Here is a 21,729-nt window from a genome sequence, read left to right on the forward strand (position 1 = left end):
GGACGGACGGCTCCCCGGCGGGAACCGTCACCAGTGCCGTACCCGGTGCGCGGCGGCGCATCCACCGGACGGCTCCGGGAAATGGCGACCTCGGGACGTGGCGGCTCCGGGACGTGGCGGAGTCCGGGGCGGCCGGCCGGGCCGCTTGCCGATGCTAGCACATCGGCGCTAGCGTGGTGGTGTGGCCAAGACCCAGTTGAACGTCCGCGTGGACGAGGCGACCGCGGAGACCGCCCGCAGGCGGGCGCTCCAGCGGGGCATCAGCGTGAACCGCTACATCGAGGAACTCGTCCGCCGGGACGCGGGCGAGGTGGGGCACACCTTCGTCGACGCGGCGGCCGACTTCATGAAGCAGTACGAGGCCGTCTTCGCCGAGGAGTTCGGCCGGGAACGCGAGGGTCACCGGCCTTCGTGACGCTCCGCATCGACCTCCCCTGGCTGCTCATGCTCGCCGAGGACAAGACCCCCGGCGATCCGCGCGTGACCGACTACGGCGCCCTCGTCGCCGCGGTCGCCCGCCACGAGGCGACCATCTTCGACCGTCCCGTCTACCCCGACCCCCACGACCGCGCCGCCGCGCTGCTCCAACTCCTGCTGCACGTTCCGGCGCTGGAGCGGTCCAACGCCCTGTTCGCCTCCGCCGTCGCCTACGCCTACCTGGTGGCGAGCGGGCTGAAGGTCGCCGTCCTGCCTGAGCAGGTCCGCGACCTGGCCCGGCTGGTCAAGGACGGCACCGCGGACGTCCGCGCCATCGCCGCCGAACTGCGCGGCTGGACCCTCTGACGTCCGCTCCGCCCCGCGCCGGTCGACGTCCGGCGCACCCGCTACGGCCGCCGCGCGCTGCCCAGGACGTGCGCCGAGACCGGGGTCGGCACACCGCCTTCCGGCACGCGCAGCCGCCGGTGGGAGACGGAGACGAACCCCGCCGCCCCGATCGCGGCGACCGTGTCCCGACCGGTGTGGCAGCCGCCGAAGAGCCGCGGCCACACCGTGCGGTCCAGCGCCCGTTGCAGGGCGGCTCCCGCCGGGCCCGCCGCCCGGACGTGCTCGTAGAAGCGCAACTCGCCGCCCGGCCGCAGCACCCGCCGCAGCTCCGCCAGGGCGCGGTCGGGATCCCGTACGGAGCACAGCACCAGCGACACCACGGCCGCGTCGAACTCCCCGTCGGCCGCGGGCAGCGCCTCCGCCAACCCCGGCACCACGGAGATCGGGACGGCGGCCTTCCGCGCCGCGTCCACCGCCGCCCGCCGCAGCCGGGGCTCCGGCTCGACGGCCACCACCTCGCGGACACCGGCCGGGTAGAGGGGGAAGTTCAGCCCACTGCCCGCCCCGACCTCGACCACCCGGCCGGAGAGCCCGGTCAGCAGCTCGGCCCGGTGCGCCCCGATGCCCGCCCGGACGTCCAGCACCGGGGCGAGGCGGGCGTAGAAGCGCGCGAAGAGCGGATGGCGCACGGTGCCGAGCCTCGGCGCGGCACCGTTTCGGGAGTCGCCGCGGACGGTCCTGTCGCCGCGAGCCGTCATGGGAACCCTCCGATCGGACGGGTCACTCCCAGTCTGCCTCCGCGGACGCCTCCACGCCCTTCCAGGTGCCGCCCACCTCCGGGGAGAGCCACGTTGCGGCCCGCCGCCGGAAGACCGAGGGGTCCAGGGCACCCGCCCCCTGCGGCACCAGCCCCACCAGGGGGGCGTCCGCCGCGACCGGAAGGTCGGCCAGGTTGCAGCGGGCCGCGAGGTCCGGATCGCGCGGCCAACTCCCGACCACCACCCCGGCGCACTCCAGGTCCCGGGACCGCAGCGCCTCCGTCGTCAGCGCCGTGGCGTTCAGGGTGCCCAGACCGGCCGCGGCGACCACCAGCACCGGAGCCCCCAGCAGCCGGGCCGCGTCGGCGAGGGTCGAGCCCCGGTCGTCGAAGCGCACCAGCAGCCCGCCTGCGCCCTCGACCAGCACCAGATCGTGCTCCTCGACCAGCGTCCGCACCGTCTCCGCCACCGCCTCGGGGTGCACCCGGGGCAGGCCCGCGCGCCGCGCCGCGGTCTCGGGCGCCAACGGCTCGGGGTAGCGGGCGAGTTCCACGGCGGTCACGTCCGCGCCGGCCAGCCGCCGCACCTCGGCCACGTCCCCGGGCTCGCCCTCGGCGACCCCGGTCTGCGCGGGCTTGAGCACGGCCACCGAGCGGCCCGCCGCCACGGCCGTGGCGGCCAGCGCCGCCGTGACCACGGTCTTGCCGACCTCCGTACCCGTTCCGGTGACGACCAGCACCGACATCCTCGCGCCTCTCCTCGATTCCCCGGGCCTCGCGGCCCTCGTCCCCTGCCCCTCGGCGTGTGCTCAGCCCGCGCGCGCCGCCGCGCACACCGCGGTCGCGATCCGCGCCACGTCCTCGTCGCCGGTGACGTACGGCGGCATTGTGTAGACCAGGTCGCGGAACGGCCGCAGCCACACGCCCGCGCGGACCGCCGCCTCGGTCGCCGCCGCCATGTCCACCTCGTGGTCCAACTGGACCACGCCGATCGCCCCGAGCACCCGCACGTCCCGCACCCCGGGCAGCCCGGCCGCCTCGGCGAGCCCCTCGCGCAGCCCCGTCTCGATCCGCTTCACCTCGCCCGCCCAGTCCTGCCCGAGCAGCAGGTCGAGCGAGGCGCCGGCGACCGCCGCCGCCAGCGGGTTGCCCATGAAGGTCGGTCCGTGGGCCAGCACCGGCACCTCGCCCCGCGAGATGCCCTCCGCGACCCGCGCCGTGCACAGCGTCGCGGCCATCGTCAGGTAGCCGCCGGTCAGCGCCTTGCCGACGCACATCACGTCGGGGGAGATCCCCGCGTGGTCGGACGCGAACAGCGCGCCCGTCCGCCCGAAGCCGGTGGCGATCTCGTCCAGCACCAGCAGCACGTCGTGCTCGTCGCACGCCTCGCGCAGCACCCGCAGGTAGGCGGGGGAGTGGAAGCGCATCCCGCCCGCGCCCTGCACCACGGGCTCCACGATGACCGCGGCCGACTCCTCGGCGTGGGAGGCGATCGTCTCCCTCAGGTGCGCGGCGTACGCCGGGTCGGGCTCGGCGTCGAAGCCGTCCGGCGGCGCGTCCGCGAAGATTTGCTCCGGCAGCACCCCCGACCACAGGTGGTGCATGCCGCCCTCCGGGTCGCACACCGACATCGGCTGCCAGGTGTCCCCGTGGTAGCCGCCGCGCCAGGTCAGCAGCCGCCGCTTGTCGGGCCTGCCGAGCGAACGCCAGTACTGCAGGCACATCTTCACGGCGACCTCGACCGACACCGAACCGGAGTCGGCGAGGAAGACGTGTTCCAGACCCTCCGGCGCGACGTCCACCAGCCGCTTGACCAGCCGTACGGCCGGTTCGTGCGTGAGCCCGCCGAACATCACGTGGCTCATCCGCTCCAGTTGGGCGCGCACCGCGTCGTTGAGCACCGGGTGGTTGTAGCCGTGAACGGCCGCCCACCACGACGACATGCCGTCGACCAGTTCCTCGCGCCCCCACGCCGGCCGCGCCAGCCGCAGCCGGACCCCGGAGGCCGAGGAGACCACCAGCGGTTCGGAGCGGCCCGGCATCGGACCGTAGGGGTGCCAGACGTGACGGCGGTCGAGGTCGAGCAGTTCGTCGGGGGAGAGCCCCGGGGCGGTGCCGGGCGTTCCGGGTGTTTCGGGGGAGAGCTCGAGGGAGAGGGGGAGTGGCGCGTCAGGCATTGGGGGGCAGCTCCGTGCCCGCGCCGCGCCGCCGCACCGCCACCAGATCGGTGCGGGCCCGCCCGGCCGTCGGGACGCCTCCGCAGGCGCCCGTGCCCTCGGTGGCGCCGTCGCCGCCCGCGCCGCCGCACGGCCCGCGACCGCCGTCGCCGTGCCCGCCGCAGCCGCCGGCCGGCGCGTCCGAGCGGTGCTCGGGCAGGGTCCGCTCGCCGGCGCCCTCCACCTCGAAGCCCGCGTCGGCGATCATCTCCAGGTCCGCCTTGCCCGCCTGGCCCTCGCTGGTGAGGTAGTCGCCCAGGAAGATGGAGTTGGCCAGGTGCAGGGCCAGCGGTTGCAGCGACCGCAGGTGCACCTCGCGCCCGCCGGCCAGCCGGACCTCCACGTCGGGGCAGACGAAGCGGACCATCGCCAGGATGCGCAGGCAGCGCTGCGGGGTGAGGTTCCACTCCTTGGCCAGCGGCGTGCCCTCGAAGGGGATGAGGAAGTTCACCGGCACCGAGTCCGGGTCCAGCGCGCGCAGCGCGAAGACCACGTCCACCAGGTCCTCGTCCGACTCGCCCATGCCCGCGATCAGCCCCGAGCAGGCCGACAGGCCGGCCGCCTGCGCCTGCCGGACCGTCTCCACGCGGTCGGCGTAGGTGTGGGTGGTGGTGATGTCGCCGTAGGTGGCCTCGGAGGTGTTGAGGTTGTGGTTGTAGGCGTCCGCGCCGGCCTCGCGCAGCCGCTCGGCCTGTCCCTCGGAGAGCAGGCCGAGGCAGGCGCACACCTCCACGTCCTGGTTCCGTTCCTTGATGGCGGCGATGGTCCGCGACACCCGGTCCACGTCCCGGTCGGTGGGCCCGCGTCCGCTGGCCACCAGGCACACCCGCTTGGCGCCTCCGGCCACGCCCGCGTCGGCCGCCGCGGCGGCCTCCTCCGGCTTCAGCCAGGTGTACTTCAGGATGTCGGCCTTCGACCCCAGCCGCTGGGAGCAGTAGGAGCAGTCCTCCGGGCACAGCCCCGACTTCAGGTTGACCAGGTAGTTCAGCTTCACGCGCCGGCCGAACCAGTGGCGCCGCACCTTCCCGGCCGCGGCCACCACGTCCAACAGGTCGTCGTCGGAACCGGCCAGCACGGCCAGCGCCTCGTCGCGTGTGGGCAGCTCGCGCCGCAGCCCTTTGTCCACCAGCGTGTTCAGCAGGTCCATGGCGCCGATCCTGTCCTACCCCACCGCCCGCGGCCAAGGCCGCATCCCACAACCGGCCGTGTGGAAGATGTGTGAATCACCACACCCTGTACGGGTGCGTCCGCGGCTACCTTTGGGCAGACCCGACGGAAGGCGAGGAACGGCCCCATGCCGCAGGACTCCCGGAACTCCTCCCCGGCTCCCGGGGACCCGTTCGGCTGGTTGGAGGAGGCGCGCGAACAGCGCCGCCGCGCGGGCCTGGTGCGCGCCCTGCGCCCCCGCTCCGCCGACTCCGCCCCGCTCGACCTCGCCGGCAACGACTACCTGGGGCTGGCCCGGCACCCCGAGGTCACCGAGGCCGCGGCGGACGCCGCGCGCCGATGGGGCGCGGGCGCCACCGGCTCCCGCCTGGTCACCGGCAGCACCGAACTGCACGCCGAACTGGAGGCGGAACTCGCCGACTTCTGCGGTTTCGAGGCCGCCCTGGTGTTCTCCTCCGGCTACGCCGCCAACCTCGCCGCCGTCACCGCCCTGACCGGACGCGACACCCTGGTGGTCTCCGACGCCGCCAACCACGCCTCCCTGATCGACGGATGCCGCCTGTCCCGTGCCGGGGTCGCCGTCGTCCCGCACGCCGACCCCGACGCCGTCCGCAAGGCGCTCGACGGGTTCGACGGCCGTGCCCTGGCCGTCACCGACGCCGTCTTCTCCGTCGACGGCGACGCCGCGCCGCTGCCCGAACTGGCCGCCGTCTGCCGCGAACACGGCGCCGCGCTGCTGGTGGACGACGCGCACGGCCTCGGCGTCCTGGGCGAGGGAGGCCGGGGCGCCCCCCACGCCGCGGGCCTGTCCGGCGCCCCGGACGTGGTGGCCACCGTCACCCTCTCCAAGTCCCTGGGCAGTCAGGGCGGCGCCGTGCTCGGGCCGGCCCGGGTGATCGACCACCTGGTCAACACCGCCCGCACCTTCGTCTTCGACACCGGCCTGGCCCCGGCCGCCACCGGCGCGGCCCTCGCGGCGCTGCGGCTGCTGCGCCGCGAACCCGCCCGAGCCGACCGCGTCCGCGAGGCCGCCGGAGGGCTGTACGAGCGGCTGACGGCCGCCGGTCTGGACGCCACCCGCCCGGACGCCGCCGTGGTCTCCGTACGCGCCCCCTCCCCGGAGGCGGCCCTCCGCTGGGCCGCCGACTGCCGGGACGCCGGGCTGGCCGTGGGCTGTTTCCGGCCGCCCTCGGTGCCCGACGGCGTCTCCCGACTGAGGCTGACCGCCCGCGCCGACCTCACGGACGTCGAACTCGACACCGCCGTCGCCACCGTCGTCCGTACGGCACCGGCGGCCTGACCGGAGGTCCGCCCGGTCCCGGCGCGCGGCGTGCCGGGACCGGGAGGGGGAGCCGGACGCGGTCTCCGCGCGGGCCGCGCGTGTCAACACCACGTGCCCCGCGCAGAGTTCACCGCATCGGGCGACAGAAATCGGTACATGTCGGGGGAACGACCGCATCGGAGTCCGTCTGATGGCACTCTGGCGCGAAGCAGCCATCCGAGGGCGGTTCCGCCTCCACACGCCCGGCACCGCGCCGGAGTCCCGCCCCGATGGGAAAGGGACGAGGCTCGCCATGGCAGATCATCAGGAAGCGTCCGTCACCCTCCCCAGCGTCCCGGTCTCGGTCACGGCCGCGCGCAGATACGTCACGGACGCGCTCGCCGAGTGGGGCATCGCGGGCGGGGCGGGCCGAAACGATCTGGCGGACACCATCCGGCTCATCGTCTCCGAACTGGCCACCAACGCCGTCGTCCACACCTCCGGCCTGTCGCCCACCTTCACCGTCGACGTCCGCCTGGAGCACGACGAGACGCTCCGGGTCGGCGTGACCGACAGCCACCCGCGCCGGCCCCGGCGACTGCCCGCCGCCGTCCGGCAGGACAACGGGCGCGGCATGGCCATCGTCCGCGCCCTCGCCGCCGAACTCGGCGGCGGCCTCACCGTCGAGCCCACCGCCGAGGGCGGCAAGACCGTCTGGATCACCCTGCCCCTGCGGGCCTCGCTCGACTGACCCGGGACACCCCGCCGCGCCGGATCGGTCCGCACCGGCCCGCGCCCTCGACGGACTTCACCGGCCTCCCGCCGGCGGCCCCGGAGGCCGTCCCGTCGCGCGATCCCCCGTTCTGAGCCGCCGGATCCCCAGGGGCAGCAGGGCCCACACCGCCGCGCAGAAGGCGAGCACGCACGCCGCCACCACGATCCCCACGGCCCGGCCCAGCACCACGTCCACCACCAGCAGCACCGACCCGGTCAGCGCGAGGGCGAGCACCACCAGACCGGCGGCGGCCAGCCGCGAGGACACCTCGACCAGCAGTCGCTTCACCCCTCGCCGGAACAGCGCCCGGTGCAGCGCGGCCGGGGCCGTGAACAGGACGGACGCGACGACGGCCAGCAGCAGCGTCGTGACGTAGGTGCCGCGCTGCACCGCGTCCAGCTCGTCGAAGCGCTGGGTGAAGGCGAGCGTGAGCAGGAAGGCGAAGAGGATCTGGACGCCGGTCTGGATGACCCGCAGCTCCTGGAGCAGTTCGACGAAGTTGCGGTCGTCGCGCTCCAGCGGCGTCTCACGACGGTAGTTCATGCCGCTGCGGGTAGCCCTTCCGCCGCGGGGTCACGCACCGCCGGGCCGGTACGGTCCCCTCGGCCCGGCCGTCCCTCTCCCCGGCCCGGTTGCCCCTTCCCTCAGCCCGGCCGGCCCTCCGGTTCGGGCGGAGGGGTGACCAGGGAGGTGCGCCGCGGGCCGTCCAGCACGCGCAGCGCCCGGGTCAGGGTGGCCGCGTGGATCTCGGTCTCGCCGCGGTCGTGCATCACGGTCAGCGCGTCCCGCAGCGCGGTCGCCCGTCCCACCAGCGCCTGGGCGGCGCGCAGGGCGCTGTAGGTGTCGCGCCCCCGGGCCGGGTTGATCCGGCCCAGCAGGTCGACCACCTCCAGGTAGCGGTCGATCAGTTCGCCCTCGGCCCGGGTCAGCGCGGGCAGGGGCGGCAGTTCGGGAGGCAGCACGGCCCTCGCCCCCGATCATCCGGCCGCGCGCACCGCGCGGGGCGTCTTGCGCCCGACCGTCAGCCGGTCCACCAGCCCGTAGGCCACCGCGCCCTCGGCGTCGAGGAACAGGTCCCGTTCGACGTCCTGCCGGACGCGCTCCTCCGGTTGGCCGGTGTGGAGGGCGAGCATCTCCTCCAGCTTCTCGCGGGTGCGCAGCATCTCCCGGGCGTGGATCTCCAGGTCCCGGGCCTGCCCCTGGACCGGCTCGGCGAGGGAGGGCTGGTGGATCAGCACGCGCGCGCCGGGCAGGGCCAGGCGCTTGCCGGGGGTGCCCGCCGCGAGGAGGACGGCCGCGGCGGAGGCGGCCTGGCCCAGGCAGACGGTCTCGATGTCGCAGGAGACGAACCGCATCGTGTCGTAGATCGCGGTCATCGCGGTGAAGGAGCCGCCGGGGGAGTTGATGTAGAGCGAGATGTCCCGCTCGGGCGCGGCGTGCTCCAGGTGGATGAGCTGGGCCATGACGTCGTTGGCGGAGGCGTCGTCGATGTGCGTGCCGAGGAAGACGATGCGCTCCTCCAGCAGCTTGGAGTACGGGTCCAGGGTCCGGACCCCGTAGGAGGTGCGCTCGGTGAACTCGGGCAGGACGTAACGGGCGATCGGGCGGTCCATGGGAGGTCCCTCCGTCGGTCCGGCGGGCATGCCGGACGGCTCCACGTACGGAATGTACAGGACGTACATCTGGTTATGCTGGGAGCATGGCCTACGAAATTCCGGTGACGCAAGCCCGCGCGGAGCTCGCCGACCTGATCAACCGAGTGGTGTACGGCGGAGAGCGGGTGGTGGTGACGCGTCACGGGAAGCCGCTGGTGGCCCTCGTCGCCGCCGCTGACCTGGAACGACTGGAGAAGCAGGACGCGCCGGCGCGGGACGAGGTGATCAGTACGGTCTCGGCCGTGCGGGAGGTGCCGTCCGCTCCGGGCGAACGGGGCCGCTTCGGCATCGCCGCCCACCACCCCGGCCCGTCCGCCGGGGAGCGCCGCCCGGGGCACCGGGGCGTGTAGCGGGCGCGTGGGGCGCGTGCGAGGCGGACGGAGACGCGAGAGGGCCGTGCGCCGCCGCCCGCCGCGGCGGTGACGCACGACCCGTTCGAGGTCCGACGGTTCAGCCCGCCGGGGTGGGGGAGGCGCCTCGCGCGGGGCCGGCGGCCGTGCCCGTCGAGCCCGCCGCCGCGCGCCGCCGGCCGAGTGCGACGGCCGTCAGGCCGAGCACCGACCACAGGGTCAGCACCAGCGCCGGACCGGCGGCGCCGTGGCCGGCGAAGTACGTCACCGAGCGCAGCATCGTGCCGCCCGCGCCCGGGGGCAGCCACTGGCCGAGCGGGCCGACCGGCTCCGGCAGCAGTTCGGGCGCCGAGGCGACCCCGGAGAACGGATTGCCGAGCAGCACCACCACCAGGGCGCCGAGCCCGACGCCCGCCGGGCCCAGCAGGGCGCCCAGCCCCGCCACGGTCGAGCCGATCGCCAGGGTGAGCAGCGCGAGCGTTCCGGCCTCCGCCCACCGGTCGCCGGCGAGGACGTCCAGCAGGCCGTGGCCCAGCGCCACGGCGACGGCGCCCGTCAGGACGGCCGCCCCCAGGAGCGCGGCCGGGGCGTACGGGCCGCGCAGCCCGAGCCGCCACACCAGGACCCCGGTCGCGACGCCCGCCAGGGACAGGGGCAGCAGGCTCGCGCCGAACGCCGTGCCGCGCGGGTCCGAGGGAGGGGCGGCGACGACGTCGGTGACGCGGACCTCGGTGCCGGGCGGCGCCTGCCCGGCGACCGCCTCGCGCAGCAGTTGGGCGACCACGGGGCTCGCGGCGGAGGCGGTGAGCAGCTTCGGACCGCCGTCGGAGACGACCAGGGCTCCGTAGATCTCGTGCTCCTCGATCGCCTCACGGGCCGCCGCCTCGTCGGCGTGGCGGCGCACCTCGAAGGCGCCGTCCCGGGCGGCGAGGTCCTTCTCCAGGGAGGCCGCCGCGGCGGCGGGACCGGCGACGCCCACCGGCAGGTCGCGAGGTGCGAGCCGGGCGGCGGGCCAGGCGAAGGCCCACAGGGCGAGGGCCGCGATCACCGGCACCAGCACGGCGACCAGGACGGCGCCGCGGCCGGCGGACGGAGGCCGGCGGGAGGTGGAGGGGGAGGACATGGCGTGCCTCGATTCTCGGAGAAGGATCGTTCGTTTTTCTTCTGGTGTCACCGTGCTCCCGAGGCTCTCGCCTTGTCAAGAATGAACATTCGTTTTAGCTTGGGCGCATGGCCCGCGTATCCCAGGAGCACCTCGACGCCCGCCGCCGCCAGATCCTCGACGGCGCCCGCCGCTGCTTCGCCCGCAACGGCTTCCACGCCACGTCCATGCAGGACGTCCTGCGGGAGGTGGGCCTGTCCGCCGGTGCCGTCTACCGCTACTTCCGCGGCAAGGACGAGCTGATCGCCGCCATCGCCCTGGAGGTCTTCGAGGAGGTCGCGGGAGCCTTCGACGCGGCCTCCCGCTCCGACGACCCGCCCACCCCGGACCGCGTCCTCGGCGAGGTGATGCGCATCGTCCAGGGGGACGAGGAGGAGGAGAACGTCCCGCCGCCCCTGCTGGTCCAGGTGTGGGCGGAGACGCTGCGGAACGAGATGCTGGCCGAGGCCCTGGAGAAGGGCTACGCGCGCGTGCGGCGGGCGTGGGTGAGGATCGTCGAGACGTACCAGCGACGGGGGCTGATGCGCGACGACGTCCCGGCCGACCACGTGGCCCGCACCCTCATCGGCGCCGCCCAGGGGTACCTGCTCCAGCGGGCCCTCTTCGGCACGGGCGACGTGACGCAGCTGGAGAACGGCCTGCGCGCCCTGACGTCCATGGCCCTGTCCGGCGACACGCCGGGACGGCCGGGACGGGGGGACGACGCCCCCGGGACCCCGCCGACGTGACCTCCGCGCCGTCTCCGGGCCGCCTCCGAGTTCCGCCCGTCCGGCGCGTCGGAGGGCCGGGCGCGGTGGCCGCCGTCGGGGCGTGGGTCGGGCCCCGCGGAGACGGGCCCCGTGCGTCCGGTCTCAGCGCGAGGCGTTCCCGGGAGTCGGATCGGCGTTGTCGCCGTTCCTCCGTGCCGCCGCCTGCGCGGCCTTGGCGTCGGGGGCGTACAGGTCCACGTACTCCTGGCCGGAGAGGCTCATGATCGCGTACATGATCTCGTCGGTGACCGCGCGCAGCACCGTGCGGTCACCGTGCATCCCCGCGAAGCGCGAGAAGTCCAGGGGCTCGCCGAAGCGGATGGTCACCCGTCCGATCCGCGGCAGGGCACGGCCCGGCGGCTGGATCTCGAACGTGCCCACCATGGCGCACGGGACCACCGGCACCTTTGCCCGGAGCGCCATGACGGCGACTCCGGTCCGGCCCCGGTACAGCCGTCCGTCGTGCGACCGGGTGCCCTCGGGATAGATGCCGAGCAACTCGCCCCGGCGCAGCACCTTCAGACCCTCCTCGATCGCCGCCCGTCCGGCGCCGCGGCCGGAGCGGTCCACCGGGATCTGCCCCGCGCTGCGGAAGAACGCCGCCGTCAGCCGGCCCTTCAGCCCCGGCCCGGTGAAGTACTCCGCCTTGGCGAGGAAGGTGATGCGCCGCTTGAGGATCGCGGGCATCAGGAAGTGGTCGGAGAACGACAGGTGGTTTCCGGCGACGATCGCCGCGCCCTCCTCCGGGACGTTCTCCAGGCCCTCGATCCGGGGCCGGAACAGCAGCCGCAGCAGCGGTCCCAACAGGGCGTACTTGAGCACGTTGTAGAACACCGGTCGGCTCCCGTCTGCGCAGGATGGTCCTCGGGGGTGCGTCTTCCAGGTCGGAGCGGGGGGCGAGGGGATCGGCGCGGGTGCGGGCGTCGCCGCGCAGGGCCACCTCCGATCGGACGCGCGGCGATCGGGCGCCGGTTCACGTGACGGTGCGCCAGACCGTTCCCGCTCCACAACCGACGCTTACCCGCCCGTGCCCGGTGCAGGCACGGGACCTCCCGATGGAGGGTGGACGACGCGGGCGTGCCGGTCCGTCTGACAAGCCGTCACGTGCCGCGCGGCGACGACCGGAGGCGGCGGCGAGCCCGACCCGTCCGGTCCGTCACCGGCCGTCCGTCACCGGCCGTCCGTCACCGGCCGTCCGGCGCCGGCTCAGTCACGGCCGTCGCCGTCGGCGAGCGGAGCCCGCGGGGCGCCTCGGCCCTCCGGCGTCGGGCCGTCCGCGCGCAGCGCCTCGACGGCCGCCAGGGTCAGCCGGTGGGTGCGCAGCGCCTCCTCGTAGGGCGCGCGGATCCGGTTGGGACCGCCGCGCACCGCGGTGACGAAGTCGGTGTCCTCGCGTACGAACGGGTCGCTCCTCAGGACGATGGTCCGGTGCCCGGCCCCGTCGTCGACGGTCAGGTCGCGTTCGGTGAGCACCACGGCCGTGCCGTCGCAGAGGAACTCCATGCCGGCGCGGCGACCGCGGCGGAGCAGGCGGGTGGAGGCCAGCGTGCCGACGGCGCCGGAGCCGAAGCGCAGCGCGCAGGTGACGGCGTGACGGGGGTCGTCGTCGCCCGCCGTCGGGCAGCGGGACTCCTGGGCGTGCACCACCCGGAACTCGCCGACGAGAAGACGGGCGAGGTCGAACAGATGGGCGGCGCGCTCCACCAGCAGAGCGCCGGAGGTCCGTTGGTCCGGCCGCCGGCCGGTGTCCGGGGCGCGGTCCAGCCAGTGTCCGAGGACGAGGGCCGGCGGGGAGTCGGCCAGCAGTCGGGCGGCCTCCTCGGTGGTGGGGAGACAACGCCAGTGGTGGCCGGCCGCGGTGATCAGTCCGCGCTCGTCCACCGCCGCGGCGATCCGCTCGGCGGTCTCCGCCGTGCTCGACAGGGGGACGTCGACGAAGAACGGCAGACCGCGCTCGATCGCCGCCTCCTCCGGGGCGCCGTGCGTGTACGGGGGCACGCAGAGGTAGAGCGCGTCCAGCCGCTCGGCGTCCAGCATCGCCTCGTGGTCGGCGTAGGGGCGGGCCCCGGTCCGGCGGACGAAGACCTCGCGGATCCCGGGGCGCGGCTCGGCGACCGCGGCGATCTCCACGTCCTCCACGCGGGCGAGGGACTCGGCGTGCCTGTCGGCGGCGTGATCCGCCCCCACGAAACCGATCCGGGTCGTCGGCATGGGTCCGACCCCCTCCGTCGAGGCGCTCGCCGGCGGGCCTCGACACCGGGTGGGTGCGCGCTCCGCCCTCGATCCGATCATCCGCCACGGGCGTCGCTCGCGCACCACGTGTCCGGGCGCGCCGTGCTCGTCCGGGTCCGCGGAGGCGGCGCGCGCCCTCTCCCGACGGCGCTCGCCCACGGCGGCCGAGCGTCGGGGTCCATGGCCCCGGCCGGCTCCGTCCCCGTGGCTCCGGGTGGATGCCGAGCGGGCCACCCAAGCGGTTCAATGGGGATGTAACAGGACATCGAGGAGATTCCGTCGGGTACTCGTGGCCCGCCGACGGAGTACGCCGCCGGAACGTCCCGACATCGTTTTGGAGGAGTCGATGGCCCAGCAGATCAGTGAGATCATGACGGCCGATCCCACCACCGTCACGCCGCAGACCCCGATCGTCGAGGTGGCCCGCCTGATGCGGGAGGAGGACATCGGCGACGTGCTGGTCGCCGAGGGCGACCGGCTGCGCGGCCTGGTCACCGACCGCGACCTGGTGGTGCGGGCCATGGCCGATGCCCGTGATGTCGAAGCCACGCCGGTGCAGGACGTGTACAGCACCGACCTGGTCACCTGCTCCCCGGACGACGACATCGAGGAGGCCGTCCGCCTGATGCGGGAGCACGCGCTGCGCCGGCTGCCGGTCCTGCACGGCGAGGCCCTGGTGGGAGTGGTCAGCCTCGGCGACCTCGCCGTCGAACGGGACCGGGGCTCCGCGCTCGGCGACATCAGCGCCACCGAACCCAACCGCTGATCCCACGCCGCGATCCCACGCCAGGGTCCACCACGGCACCGGGCCGGTGCGCCGCTCTCCGCCGACCGGTTTCCGGCCGGGTTCCCGCCGCCTCCGCGGGAACCCGGCGCGGCGGCACCCCCGCGCCGCGCGGGGACGGCTCCCCTCGCCGCCCTTCTCCTCCACCTCCCGGGCGAGTTCCTCCGTGGTCCGTCGAGGAGCGGATCGGGACACCCGGACGAGAGCCGACGAGAGCCGGCGACGAGGCCTGAAGGAGGACGTACCGGGTACCGGGCTCCACCGTGGGCCTTCCCGGGAGCGGGATAGGCTCTGAAGTCCGTGGTTTTCGGCCATGAACGCTCGCCAGGAAGTGACGCCATGGGGGATGTCGGGTTTGATCTGTCGGCTTTCGGCCTCAGCGAGATGGTGCGCTGTGGCGCGGAGCTCCGGAAGGCCCCTCGGAGAGCCGCGTCGCTGGAGACGGCGGCACAGGCCGTCGTCGACTTCCTGTACCACAGCATGGCCGACGGAGAGGGCCGCCGGGCCTGCCCCCTGGTGAGGCTCTTCGTCACCCGACGTTGGGACGCCCTGTCGCCCGAGGACCGCGCGGCGGCCTCGCCCCGGCCGGCCGCCGACCCTCCTCGGCCGGGCACGCGCTGCCTCGCCCTGGTGGCGTTCCGCGGTTCGTACCCCCGGTGGAGGGACCCCGCCACCGGCTCCGAGCGGTTCGTCCTGCCCGTGCCCTCCCGGGACGCCGCCCGACGGATTCCGCTGCTCTCCCGGCTCGTCGACCGCATCGGCCCCGGCGCCGAGGACGCCGTCGACGGGGCGCTGCCGCCCTCGGCCCGCTTCGAGGTCCTCCACGTCCCCGACGGCCCCCGCACCCGCGAGCTGTGGGGCGAGGAGTTCGTCGAGGAGTACGGCGTCCGCTCCGCCCTGGCGTTCGGCGGACCGCTGCCCGACGGCGAACTCTTCGCCGTCGTGCTCTTCTCCCGCGTCCCGCTGCCCGCGCAGACGGCCGAACTCTTCCGCACGGTCGCCGTCAGCACCCGGATGGCCCTCCTGCCCTTCAGCGGCGCGTCGCCGCCGGCCGGGGCCGCGGAGCGGACGTGGCGCGAACGCGCCGCCGCGGCGGAGGCCCTGCTCGGAGCCCTGGAGGAGTCCGTCCAGCAGCAGGCGACCCACCTGGAGACGCTGGTCGCCGAGTTGAGCGCCACCACACGGGAACTGCGCCGCTCACAGCGCGAACTGCGGCGGCGCGAGGAGGAGTTGCGGGGAGAGGCGGCGATCGTCGAGACCCTGCAACAGGTCGGGAACACCCTGGCCGCGGAGTTGGACCTCGACGCCCTGGTGCAGCACGCGGTCGACGCCGCCACCCGCCTGACCGGTGCGGCCTTCGGGGCCTTCTTCTACAACGTCCTGGGCGAGACGGGCGAGTCCTACCTGCTGTACGTGATCTCCGGCGTGGACCGGTCGGCCTTCGACCGGTTCCCCATGCCCCGCAACACCCGGGTGTTCGAGACGACCTTCCGCGGTCTGGGCACCCTCCGTTCCGACGACATCACCGCCGACCCCCGGTACGGCCACAACGCGCCGCACCACGGCATGCCGGAGGGACACCTGCCCGTCCGCAGCTACCTCGCCGTCCCCGTGGTCTCCCGCGGCGAGGTGCTGGGCGGCTTCTTCTTCGGCCACCCCGAACCCGGCATGTTCACCGAGCGGCACGAGCGGCTGGCCACCGGCGTGGCCGCGCAGGCCGCCGTGGCGCTGCAGAACGCGCGGACGTACCGGCAGGAGCGGAACACCGCGATGGAGCTGCAACGCCACCTGCTGCCGACCCTGCCCCGGGTGGACGGCATCGCGACCACCTCGCGCTACCTGCCCGCCACCCGCGGCACGGAGGCCGGCGGCGACTGGGTCGACCTCATCCCCCTCCCCGACGGAAGAGCGGCCCTGGTGGTGGGGGACGTCATGGGCAAGGGCGTACGGGCCGCGGCCGTCATGGGGCAGCTCCGGACGGCCTGCCGCGCCTACGCGCTGCTCGGGCTCTCCCCGGCCGAGGTCCTGGAACAGCTCAGCGTCCTGATGGACGACATCGCCCCCGGCCGCATCACCACCTGCGCCTACGCGACGCTGGACGCCGACCGCGGCCGGCTGCGCGTGGCCGTCGCCGGCCACCTGCCCCCGGCACTGCGCGACCCGGACGGCCGGGTCCGCCTCCTGGACGACGGGATCGGCCCGCCGCTGGGGGTCGGCAGGCGCGGCTACCCCGAACAGGAGGCCGCCTTTCCGCCCGGCGCCCGGCTGCTCCTCTACACCGACGGCCTCATCGAGCGCCGGGGGCGCTCCATAGACGCCGGTCTGCGGCACCTGCGGACGCTCCTCGCCGAGTCGGCCGGGGAGATCGAGGCCGACTGCGACTCCTGGCTGGACGTGCTGACCTCCGGCGGCCGGCACGACGACGACATCGCCCTGCTCTACGTCCACCGTCCCGCCGGAGCGGAAGAAGGCAGGACCATGGTCGTCCGCGAGTACCCCCCGGTGTCCGACGCGGTTCCGGACGCGCGCCGGCTGGTGTCCGACACCATGCACGCGTGGGGGCTCGGCCGTCTGGCGACCGACATGATGCTCATCGCCGACGAACTGGTGGCCAACGCCGTCCGCCACGCCAGGACGCCGCTGCGCATGGAACTGCGGCGCACCGAGGACAGGATCATGCTCGAGGTCACGGACAGCAGCACCGAGGAACCCCGACTGATGAAGTCCGCCCCCCAGGACTTCGGGCACCGGGGGATCTTCCTGGTCGACGCCATCGCGACGCGCTGGGGCACCCGGCGCGTCGAAGGCGGCAAGGTGGTGTGGGCGGAGGTCGCGGCATGAGCGACACCGCCGGGCAGCCCCGCCTCCCCGAGGCGAGCGGACGATTCGCCGCAGCACCCTGGAACGGAGATACGGACAACCGCGCATGAACCGACCGCCCATTCCCCACCCGCACGAGTCCGCCGGGGCCGACGCGTCGGCCGGCCCGAGCCCCCTGCCCAGCGGCCCCACCCTGACCCTGACCTCCCGCACGGGCCCCGGGCACACCGTCGTCACCGTCGAGGGCCCCATCGACTACCACACCTCGCCGCAGCTGCTGGGACACCTGCAGTCGAAGGCGTTGCAGCAGACGCCCCTGGTGGTCCTGGACCTGTCCCAGGTGGGCTTCTGCGACTCCAGCGCCCTGGGCGCCTTCGTGGAGGTGTTCCGGCGCCGCTCCGAGGCCGGTCTGCGCCTCGCGCTCGTCGGTCTCCAGGCCGACGTCAGACGCGTCATGGAACTCACCCGCCTCGTGGACGTCCTGCCGCTCCACGACACGGTGGCCGACGCGCTGGCGGAGAGCTGAACGGGTGACGACGCGTGGGTGCTGCCGCCCGCGCCCGGGCTGTACGGTGGGGTGTCCACGAGGCTTCCACACGCTCGAGAACAAGCGGCTCGGAGTGGAGCACATGTCGTCAGACGGGTTCGATCCGGTCCGGCCCTCCGGCGGGGACGGGCACCTGTGCTGTGCCTACGCCGGCGAGGACGAGTGGGCCCGCTGCGCGGCGGTGTTCGTCCGGGACGCCCTGGCCGGCGGCCGGCGGGTGGTGTACTTCTCGGACACCGCCGCCCCGGAGGCGGTGGTGGAGCGGCTCGCCCGCGCCGGGGTCGCCGCGCGGGCGGCGGCGGACCGCGGCCAGTTGGTCGTCCGGCGGGCCGAGGACTCCTACCTGCGGCGGCTCCCCTTCGACCCGGACCGGATGGTGACGGCCTGGGAGGAGATGTGCGCCGCGGCCGTCGAGGCGGGGTACACGGGGGTGAGCGCGGTCGGGGAGATGGCCTGGTGCGCACGGGAGGTACCGGGAGCGGACCGCCTCCTGGAGTACGAACTGCGGCTGAACGAGGAGGTGTTCGCGCGCCTGCCGCTCACCGCCCTGTGCCTGTACGACCGCGGGGCCGTCCCCGAGGAGACCACGGCGCTGCTGACCGCCGCCCACACCCGGCGTCTGTCCCCGTGCGGACGGGCCACCGCCGTGGACGCGCGGGCGGAACCACCGCTCGGGGTCACGCCCCTGGTCGACCGGGTGGGCCTCCGGTTGCGCGGCGGCGCGGACGCCGACACCCGCGTCGTGCTGCGGGGAGCGCTGGCCGCGCTCGCCCGGCTGCCCGGCCCGGTGGTGCACCTGGACCTGTCCGGCACCGACTTCACGGACACCGCGGCCGTCGCGGCGCTGGCCGCCGCGGCCGGCGCCGAGCGGGCACGGGGCCGGAGGCTGATCCTCCACCACCCGCCGCACTCCCTGCGGCGCGTGGTCGAACTGTTCCCCGACGAGTGCGGCCCGCTGGAGATGGTTCCGTGACGACCACGACCGCGAGCGCTCCGTCGGGCTCCGACACCGATCCGTTCGTCCACCCGGCCCTGTTCTACCGGGACGTGGACGAGTACGTGAGGGAGGTCGGCGGTTTCGTGCGCGCCGCCCTGCGGGCCGGCGAGCCGGTCCTCGTCGCGGTCCCCGGGCCGCGGTTGGCGGCCCTGCGCCGGAGCCTGACCGAGGCCCCCGACGTCACCTGGGCGGACATGACCGACGTGGGGCGGAACCCGGGGCGCATCCTGTCCATGCTGCGGGACTTCGCCGACCGGCACGCGGGCCGGGCCGCCCACATCGTGGGAGAGCCGATCTGGGCCGGCCGCTCCCGGGCGGAGATCCTGGAGGCCACCCGGCACGAGGCCCTGATCAACGCGGCCTTCGCGGGCCGCCGGGCCACCATCCTGTGCCCCTACGACACCGAGGGCCTGCCGGCGCGGGTGCTCTCCGACGCCCGGCGCACCCATCCCGTCGTCGACGAGGACGGCCGGCGGACCGTCAGCGCGGCGTACCGCGACCCGTCCGTCGTCTGCGCCGACTGCGACCTGCCCCTGCCCGAACCGGCCCACGCCCCGGAGTCCGTCGCCTACGCCGCGGGGGACCTCGCGGAGGTCCGCGACCGCGTCGCCGCCTGGGCGTCCGGCACCGCACTGACCCCCGCCCGGCGGGTCGACTTCGTCCTGGCCGTCAACGAGGCGACCGCCAACTCCCTCGCCCACGGCGGTGGCAGCGGCACCCTGCGCCTGTGGACGAGCGAACACGGCACGGTCGTCGCCGAGATCCGCGACCGCGGACGGCTGGACGACCCGCTCGCGGGACGTCGCCGCCCCGCCCTCGCCTCGGCCACGGGAGGACGCGGCCTGTGGGTCGTCCACCAACTGTGCGACCTGGTCGAGATCCGCGCCACCGGCACGGGGCTGACCCTGCGCCTCCACATGACCCCCTCCTGACCGCGGACCACCGGGACACCGGCGCGGCGTCCCGCCCACGACACGAGGCGCGCGACCGCGACGGACGGGCGGACGTCCGCCCCGCCGGCGGCTCGGGGGTTTGCGTCCCCTCCGGGCGGGCAGTCGCCCTGCGTGCCGCAGTGCCCGCTTCCGGGGTACGAGAGCCCGGGGGACGGCGATGGTCGCCGGTTGTCGGAAGACCGGTCCGCGACCGCTGCGGCACACCACTCGAACATCGCGTCGGGGCCGCCCGGGCGAGCGGGTGTACTGGTCGGTCTGCCTCGTCTGGGCCCGCTGGTGGAGCTGTGCGGCCGGGACCCGGCCTGTCTGGTCGCCCGCGTCGACCGCACGGGCGCCGACTTCTCGCTCCACGACACCGGACCGCGGCGGGACGCCGGGCACGTCGAGGGCGACGCGCGGTGGCCCGTCCACCGGACGGCCTCGGCGGACTGGTCCGAGCGGCACTTCCGGCTCAAGGTGGAGAACACCTGGGAGCACACCGCGGGCGAGATCGCCCGGGCGCTGGAGACGGCGTTCGAGGAGACCGGCGCCGATCCGGCCGTCCTGGCCGGCGATCCCCGCGAGCGGCAGGCCGTCCACGCCAGGCTCCCCGAGGCCGTGCGCGCCGTGACGGTGACGAGCGACCACGGCGGGCGGGCGCCCGGCTCCGACTCGGTCCCGTTGGAGCGGGACGTCGACCGCGCGCGCCGGGAGCACCTGAGCCGGCGCACCGAGGAGGCCCTGGACGGGTTCCGGGCCGGACGGGTGGGCACCGACCGGCCCACCGACGCCGTCGAGGGCGTCCCGGCGCTGGTCGAGGCGGCGCGGGAGCACCGCATCGGCACCCTGCTCCTGCGGCCCGGCGGCTCGGACCTGCACCGCGAGGTGCGGGTGGGCGCCACTCCCGACCGGATCGCCGAACGCCGCACGGACGCGCAGTACCTCGGCGAGAGCGAACCGGTGTCCGCGCGCGCCGACGGCGCGCTGCTGCGCTCCGCGGCGGCCACCGCCGCCGACGTGCTGGTCCTGCCCCCGGCGGACGCCGAGGACGCCGACACCGAGGAGTTGCCCGTGGGCGGTCTCGGCGCCCTGCTGCGCTGGAGCTACGAACAGCCCTGAGCGCGGCCCTGATCGCGGCTTCGAGCACGGCCCTGGTCGCCGGTCGGCCGCCGAACGACGGCGCCCCGACGCCCGATCCGGACCTCCGACGGAGAAGGGCCGGGCCCCGGCACCGGGTGCGGTGCCGGGGCCCGGCCGGGACGGCGGCAGGAGACGTCCCGTCAGGCCACGGGCTGCATGCCCGCGTTCACGGCGTCGGCCAGGGAGCCGTCCGGCTCCGCCGGCACGTCCCCGGGGGCGCCGCCGCGCGCGGCGATCGCCCGGCGGTAGACCGCCTCGTAGCCGGCCGCCATGATCTCCGGACGGAACCGCTCGACGACGCTCTTGCGGCACCGCGCCGGGTCCAGGTCGCCGACGGCGTCCAGGGCCTCGGGCAGGTCGGCCGGGTCGTCGCGGACCAGGCCCGTCGCGCCGTCCTCGACGACCTCGGGGACCGACCCGCGGCGCAGGGTGACGACCGGGGTGCCGCAGGCCATGGCCTCGATCATCACCATGCCGAAGGGCTCCTCCCACTGCAGGGGGAACAGCAGGCAGCGGGCCCTGGCCAGCAGGTCCTTCTTGCGCTCGCCGCCGACCTCGCCCAGCCACGCGACGCCGGGGCCCAGCCGCGGCCTGATCTCCTCCTCGAAGTAGGCGTGCTCCGCCGGTTCGCTGCACTTGGCGGCCAACCGGATCTCCCGACCGGCCGCGCGCGCGGCGTCGATCGCCAGGTGCATGCCCTTGTCGGGGGTGCAGCGGCCGAGGAAGAGGACCCAGTCCTCCTTCTCCTGCCGGAAGGGGAAGTCCTCGGGCCGGAGGGCGTTGTACACGGTGCCGCACCAGTTGAGGTCGGGCGCCGGGCGCCGCTGGGCGTCCGAGATGGCCACCAGGTGCACGCTGTCGCCCAGGTGCCGGTAGTACTCTCCCGGCTCCCCGTCGACCGGCCCGTGGACGGTGACCACCGTCGGGACGTTCCGGCCGCGGGCCAGCAGCGGCCCGGCCAGGGAGTGGTCGTGGACCACGTCGACGTCGAGGCCGTCGAGGATCCGTCCGGCCGCCGCGGCGTGCAGCACCTCCGGAAGCGGCTCGCCCAGCCGTGGGCCCTGCGGCACGTCGTAGGTGCGCACCATGCGGGCCCGGGTTCCGTTGCGCCCGGCCGCGATCAGGGTCACCTGATGCCCGCGCGCGACCAGGGCGTCGACCAGATCGGCGCACATGGCCTCGATGCCTCCGTAGCCGCGCGGGGGCAGGTCGAACCACGGCGGTGCGATCATGGCGATGCGAAGCGACCGGTTGCTCAACTCGACTCCTCCTTTGCACGCGTCGGCGTTCCCGGGCACGGGCCGGGCATCGGACCGGTGGTGTGCGCGGCCGAGGGGAACGGGGCCGCGCGGTGGATCCGTTCTCCCGCGAACGGTTTCAGGTGATTTCAGGCTGTTTCAGGCAGCTTCGAGCGTCATCA

The 21,729-nt window shown here is 75.1% G+C and carries 23 protein-coding genes; 12 read left to right on the forward strand and 11 right to left on the reverse strand.

The window, feature by feature from the left end; genetic code table 11:
* Positions 1 to 181 precede the first annotated feature (181 nt).
* Both ABD335_RS15745 and ABD335_RS15750 read left to right on the forward strand, forming a co-directional pair.
* Positions 182 to 415, forward strand: coding sequence for an antitoxin (locus tag ABD335_RS15745; RefSeq protein WP_344323239.1), 234 nt, complete (start codon positions 182 to 184; stop codon positions 413 to 415).
* Positions 412 to 783 (forward strand): fic family toxin-antitoxin system, toxin component, encoded by a 372-nt coding sequence (locus ABD335_RS15750; protein ID WP_344323240.1) that lies wholly within the window; start codon positions 412 to 414, stop codon positions 781 to 783. The genes ABD335_RS15745 and ABD335_RS15750 overlap by 4 nt, the downstream gene beginning before the upstream one ends.
* Before the next feature lie 41 nt (positions 784 to 824).
* Here the strand turns inward: ABD335_RS15750 and ABD335_RS15755 are convergent, their stop codons facing one another.
* From ABD335_RS15755 to bioB, 4 genes are all read right to left on the reverse strand, one after another.
* On the reverse strand, positions 825 to 1,523 hold the full coding sequence (locus ABD335_RS15755) for a class I SAM-dependent methyltransferase (protein ID WP_425583651.1): 699 nt from the start codon (positions 1,521 to 1,523) through the stop codon (positions 825 to 827).
* 22 nt (positions 1,524 to 1,545) lie between these two features.
* Entirely contained in the window at positions 1,546 to 2,268 is a 723-nt protein-coding gene (gene bioD / locus ABD335_RS15760; protein ID WP_344323243.1) for a dethiobiotin synthase, read from the reverse strand.
* Positions 2,269 to 2,331: 63 nt separating this feature from the next.
* Positions 2,332 to 3,699 (reverse strand): adenosylmethionine--8-amino-7-oxononanoate transaminase, encoded by a 1,368-nt coding sequence (locus ABD335_RS15765; protein ID WP_344323244.1) that lies wholly within the window; start codon positions 3,697 to 3,699, stop codon positions 2,332 to 2,334.
* The gene (gene bioB, locus ABD335_RS15770) at positions 3,692 to 4,885 is read right to left on the reverse strand and encodes a biotin synthase BioB (RefSeq protein WP_344323245.1); all 1,194 of its coding nucleotides are present in this window, start codon (positions 4,883 to 4,885) and stop codon (positions 3,692 to 3,694) included. Before bioB ends, ABD335_RS15765 begins: the two co-directional genes overlap by 8 nt.
* A 147-nt stretch (positions 4,886 to 5,032) precedes the next feature.
* Between bioB and ABD335_RS15775 the strand changes: the two genes are divergently transcribed.
* Both ABD335_RS15775 and ABD335_RS15780 read left to right on the forward strand, forming a co-directional pair.
* The gene (locus ABD335_RS15775; RefSeq protein WP_344323248.1) at positions 5,033 to 6,205 is read left to right on the forward strand and encodes an 8-amino-7-oxononanoate synthase; all 1,173 of its coding nucleotides are present in this window, start codon (positions 5,033 to 5,035) and stop codon (positions 6,203 to 6,205) included.
* Positions 6,206 to 6,479: 274 nt separating this feature from the next.
* Positions 6,480 to 6,917, forward strand: a complete 438-nt coding sequence (locus ABD335_RS15780) for an ATP-binding protein (RefSeq protein WP_344323250.1) — start codon at positions 6,480 to 6,482, stop codon at positions 6,915 to 6,917.
* A gap of 57 nt (positions 6,918 to 6,974) precedes the next feature.
* On the opposite strand, the gene ABD335_RS15785 is transcribed toward ABD335_RS15780, so the two are convergent.
* The 3 genes from ABD335_RS15785 to ABD335_RS15795 all read right to left on the reverse strand — a co-directional run bounded on the left by ABD335_RS15785 (position 6,975) and on the right by ABD335_RS15795 (position 8,554).
* Entirely contained in the window at positions 6,975 to 7,484 is a 510-nt protein-coding gene (locus ABD335_RS15785; RefSeq protein ID WP_344323252.1) for a DUF6328 family protein, read from the reverse strand.
* A gap of 101 nt (positions 7,485 to 7,585) precedes the next feature.
* The gene (locus ABD335_RS15790; protein WP_344323254.1) at positions 7,586 to 7,903 is read right to left on the reverse strand and encodes a hypothetical protein; all 318 of its coding nucleotides are present in this window, start codon (positions 7,901 to 7,903) and stop codon (positions 7,586 to 7,588) included.
* A 15-nt stretch (positions 7,904 to 7,918) separates the two neighbouring features.
* Complete coding sequence (locus tag ABD335_RS15795; protein ID WP_344323256.1) at positions 7,919 to 8,554, reverse strand: ATP-dependent Clp protease proteolytic subunit; 636 nt, start codon at positions 8,552 to 8,554, stop codon at positions 7,919 to 7,921.
* Between the two features lie 86 nt (positions 8,555 to 8,640).
* Here ABD335_RS15795 and ABD335_RS15800 point away from each other — a divergent pair, with 86 nt between their 5' ends.
* Positions 8,641 to 8,946 (forward strand): type II toxin-antitoxin system Phd/YefM family antitoxin, encoded by a 306-nt coding sequence (locus tag ABD335_RS15800; RefSeq protein ID WP_344323259.1) that lies wholly within the window; start codon positions 8,641 to 8,643, stop codon positions 8,944 to 8,946.
* A gap of 100 nt (positions 8,947 to 9,046) precedes the next feature.
* On the opposite strand, the gene ABD335_RS15805 is transcribed toward ABD335_RS15800, so the two are convergent.
* A complete protein-coding gene (locus tag ABD335_RS15805; protein ID WP_344323261.1) occupies positions 9,047 to 10,069 on the reverse strand; it encodes an ABC transporter permease in 1,023 nt (340 codons plus the stop codon).
* Between the two features lie 107 nt (positions 10,070 to 10,176).
* Between ABD335_RS15805 and ABD335_RS15810 the strand changes: the two genes are divergently transcribed.
* The gene (locus tag ABD335_RS15810) at positions 10,177 to 10,836 is read left to right on the forward strand and encodes a TetR/AcrR family transcriptional regulator (protein ID WP_344323263.1); all 660 of its coding nucleotides are present in this window, start codon (positions 10,177 to 10,179) and stop codon (positions 10,834 to 10,836) included.
* 123 nt (positions 10,837 to 10,959) lie between these two features.
* On the opposite strand, the gene ABD335_RS15815 is transcribed toward ABD335_RS15810, so the two are convergent.
* Both ABD335_RS15815 and ABD335_RS15820 read right to left on the reverse strand, forming a co-directional pair.
* On the reverse strand, positions 10,960 to 11,691 hold the full coding sequence (locus tag ABD335_RS15815; RefSeq protein WP_344323265.1) for a lysophospholipid acyltransferase family protein: 732 nt from the start codon (positions 11,689 to 11,691) through the stop codon (positions 10,960 to 10,962).
* Between the two features lie 372 nt (positions 11,692 to 12,063).
* Positions 12,064 to 13,068, reverse strand: a complete 1,005-nt coding sequence (locus tag ABD335_RS15820; RefSeq protein ID WP_344323267.1) for a Gfo/Idh/MocA family protein — start codon at positions 13,066 to 13,068, stop codon at positions 12,064 to 12,066.
* A 367-nt stretch (positions 13,069 to 13,435) separates the two neighbouring features.
* Here ABD335_RS15820 and ABD335_RS15825 point away from each other — a divergent pair, with 367 nt between their 5' ends.
* The 6 genes from ABD335_RS15825 (at position 13,436) to ABD335_RS15850 (ending at position 20,288) form a co-directional block, all read left to right on the forward strand.
* Positions 13,436 to 13,855: a CBS domain-containing protein gene (locus tag ABD335_RS15825; protein ID WP_344323269.1), complete on the forward strand. Its 420-nt coding sequence runs from the start codon at positions 13,436 to 13,438 to the stop codon at positions 13,853 to 13,855.
* A 357-nt stretch (positions 13,856 to 14,212) separates the two neighbouring features.
* Positions 14,213 to 16,714, forward strand: coding sequence for an ATP-binding SpoIIE family protein phosphatase (locus ABD335_RS15830; RefSeq protein WP_344323271.1), 2,502 nt, complete (start codon positions 14,213 to 14,215; stop codon positions 16,712 to 16,714).
* 85 nt (positions 16,715 to 16,799) lie between these two features.
* Complete coding sequence (locus ABD335_RS15835) at positions 16,800 to 17,219, forward strand: STAS domain-containing protein (protein ID WP_344323273.1); 420 nt, start codon at positions 16,800 to 16,802, stop codon at positions 17,217 to 17,219.
* A 103-nt stretch (positions 17,220 to 17,322) separates the two neighbouring features.
* On the forward strand, positions 17,323 to 18,213 hold the full coding sequence (locus ABD335_RS15840; RefSeq protein WP_344323275.1) for an MEDS domain-containing protein: 891 nt from the start codon (positions 17,323 to 17,325) through the stop codon (positions 18,211 to 18,213).
* Positions 18,210 to 19,169: an anti-sigma factor RsbA family regulatory protein gene (locus tag ABD335_RS15845; RefSeq protein WP_344323277.1), complete on the forward strand. Its 960-nt coding sequence runs from the start codon at positions 18,210 to 18,212 to the stop codon at positions 19,167 to 19,169. Before ABD335_RS15840 ends, ABD335_RS15845 begins: the two co-directional genes overlap by 4 nt.
* Positions 19,170 to 19,358: 189 nt before the next feature.
* Complete coding sequence (locus tag ABD335_RS15850; RefSeq protein WP_344323279.1) at positions 19,359 to 20,288, forward strand: baeRF2 domain-containing protein; 930 nt, start codon at positions 19,359 to 19,361, stop codon at positions 20,286 to 20,288.
* 161 nt (positions 20,289 to 20,449) lie between these two features.
* Here ABD335_RS15850 and ABD335_RS15855 read toward each other — a convergent pair whose 3' ends face one another.
* Entirely contained in the window at positions 20,450 to 21,568 is a 1,119-nt protein-coding gene (locus ABD335_RS15855; protein ID WP_344323281.1) for a glycosyltransferase family 4 protein, read from the reverse strand.
* Positions 21,569 to 21,729 lie beyond the last annotated feature (161 nt).

The organism is Streptomyces macrosporus, assembly GCF_039533145.1.
Lineage (GTDB): Bacteria > Actinomycetota > Actinomycetes > Streptomycetales > Streptomycetaceae > Streptomyces > Streptomyces macrosporus.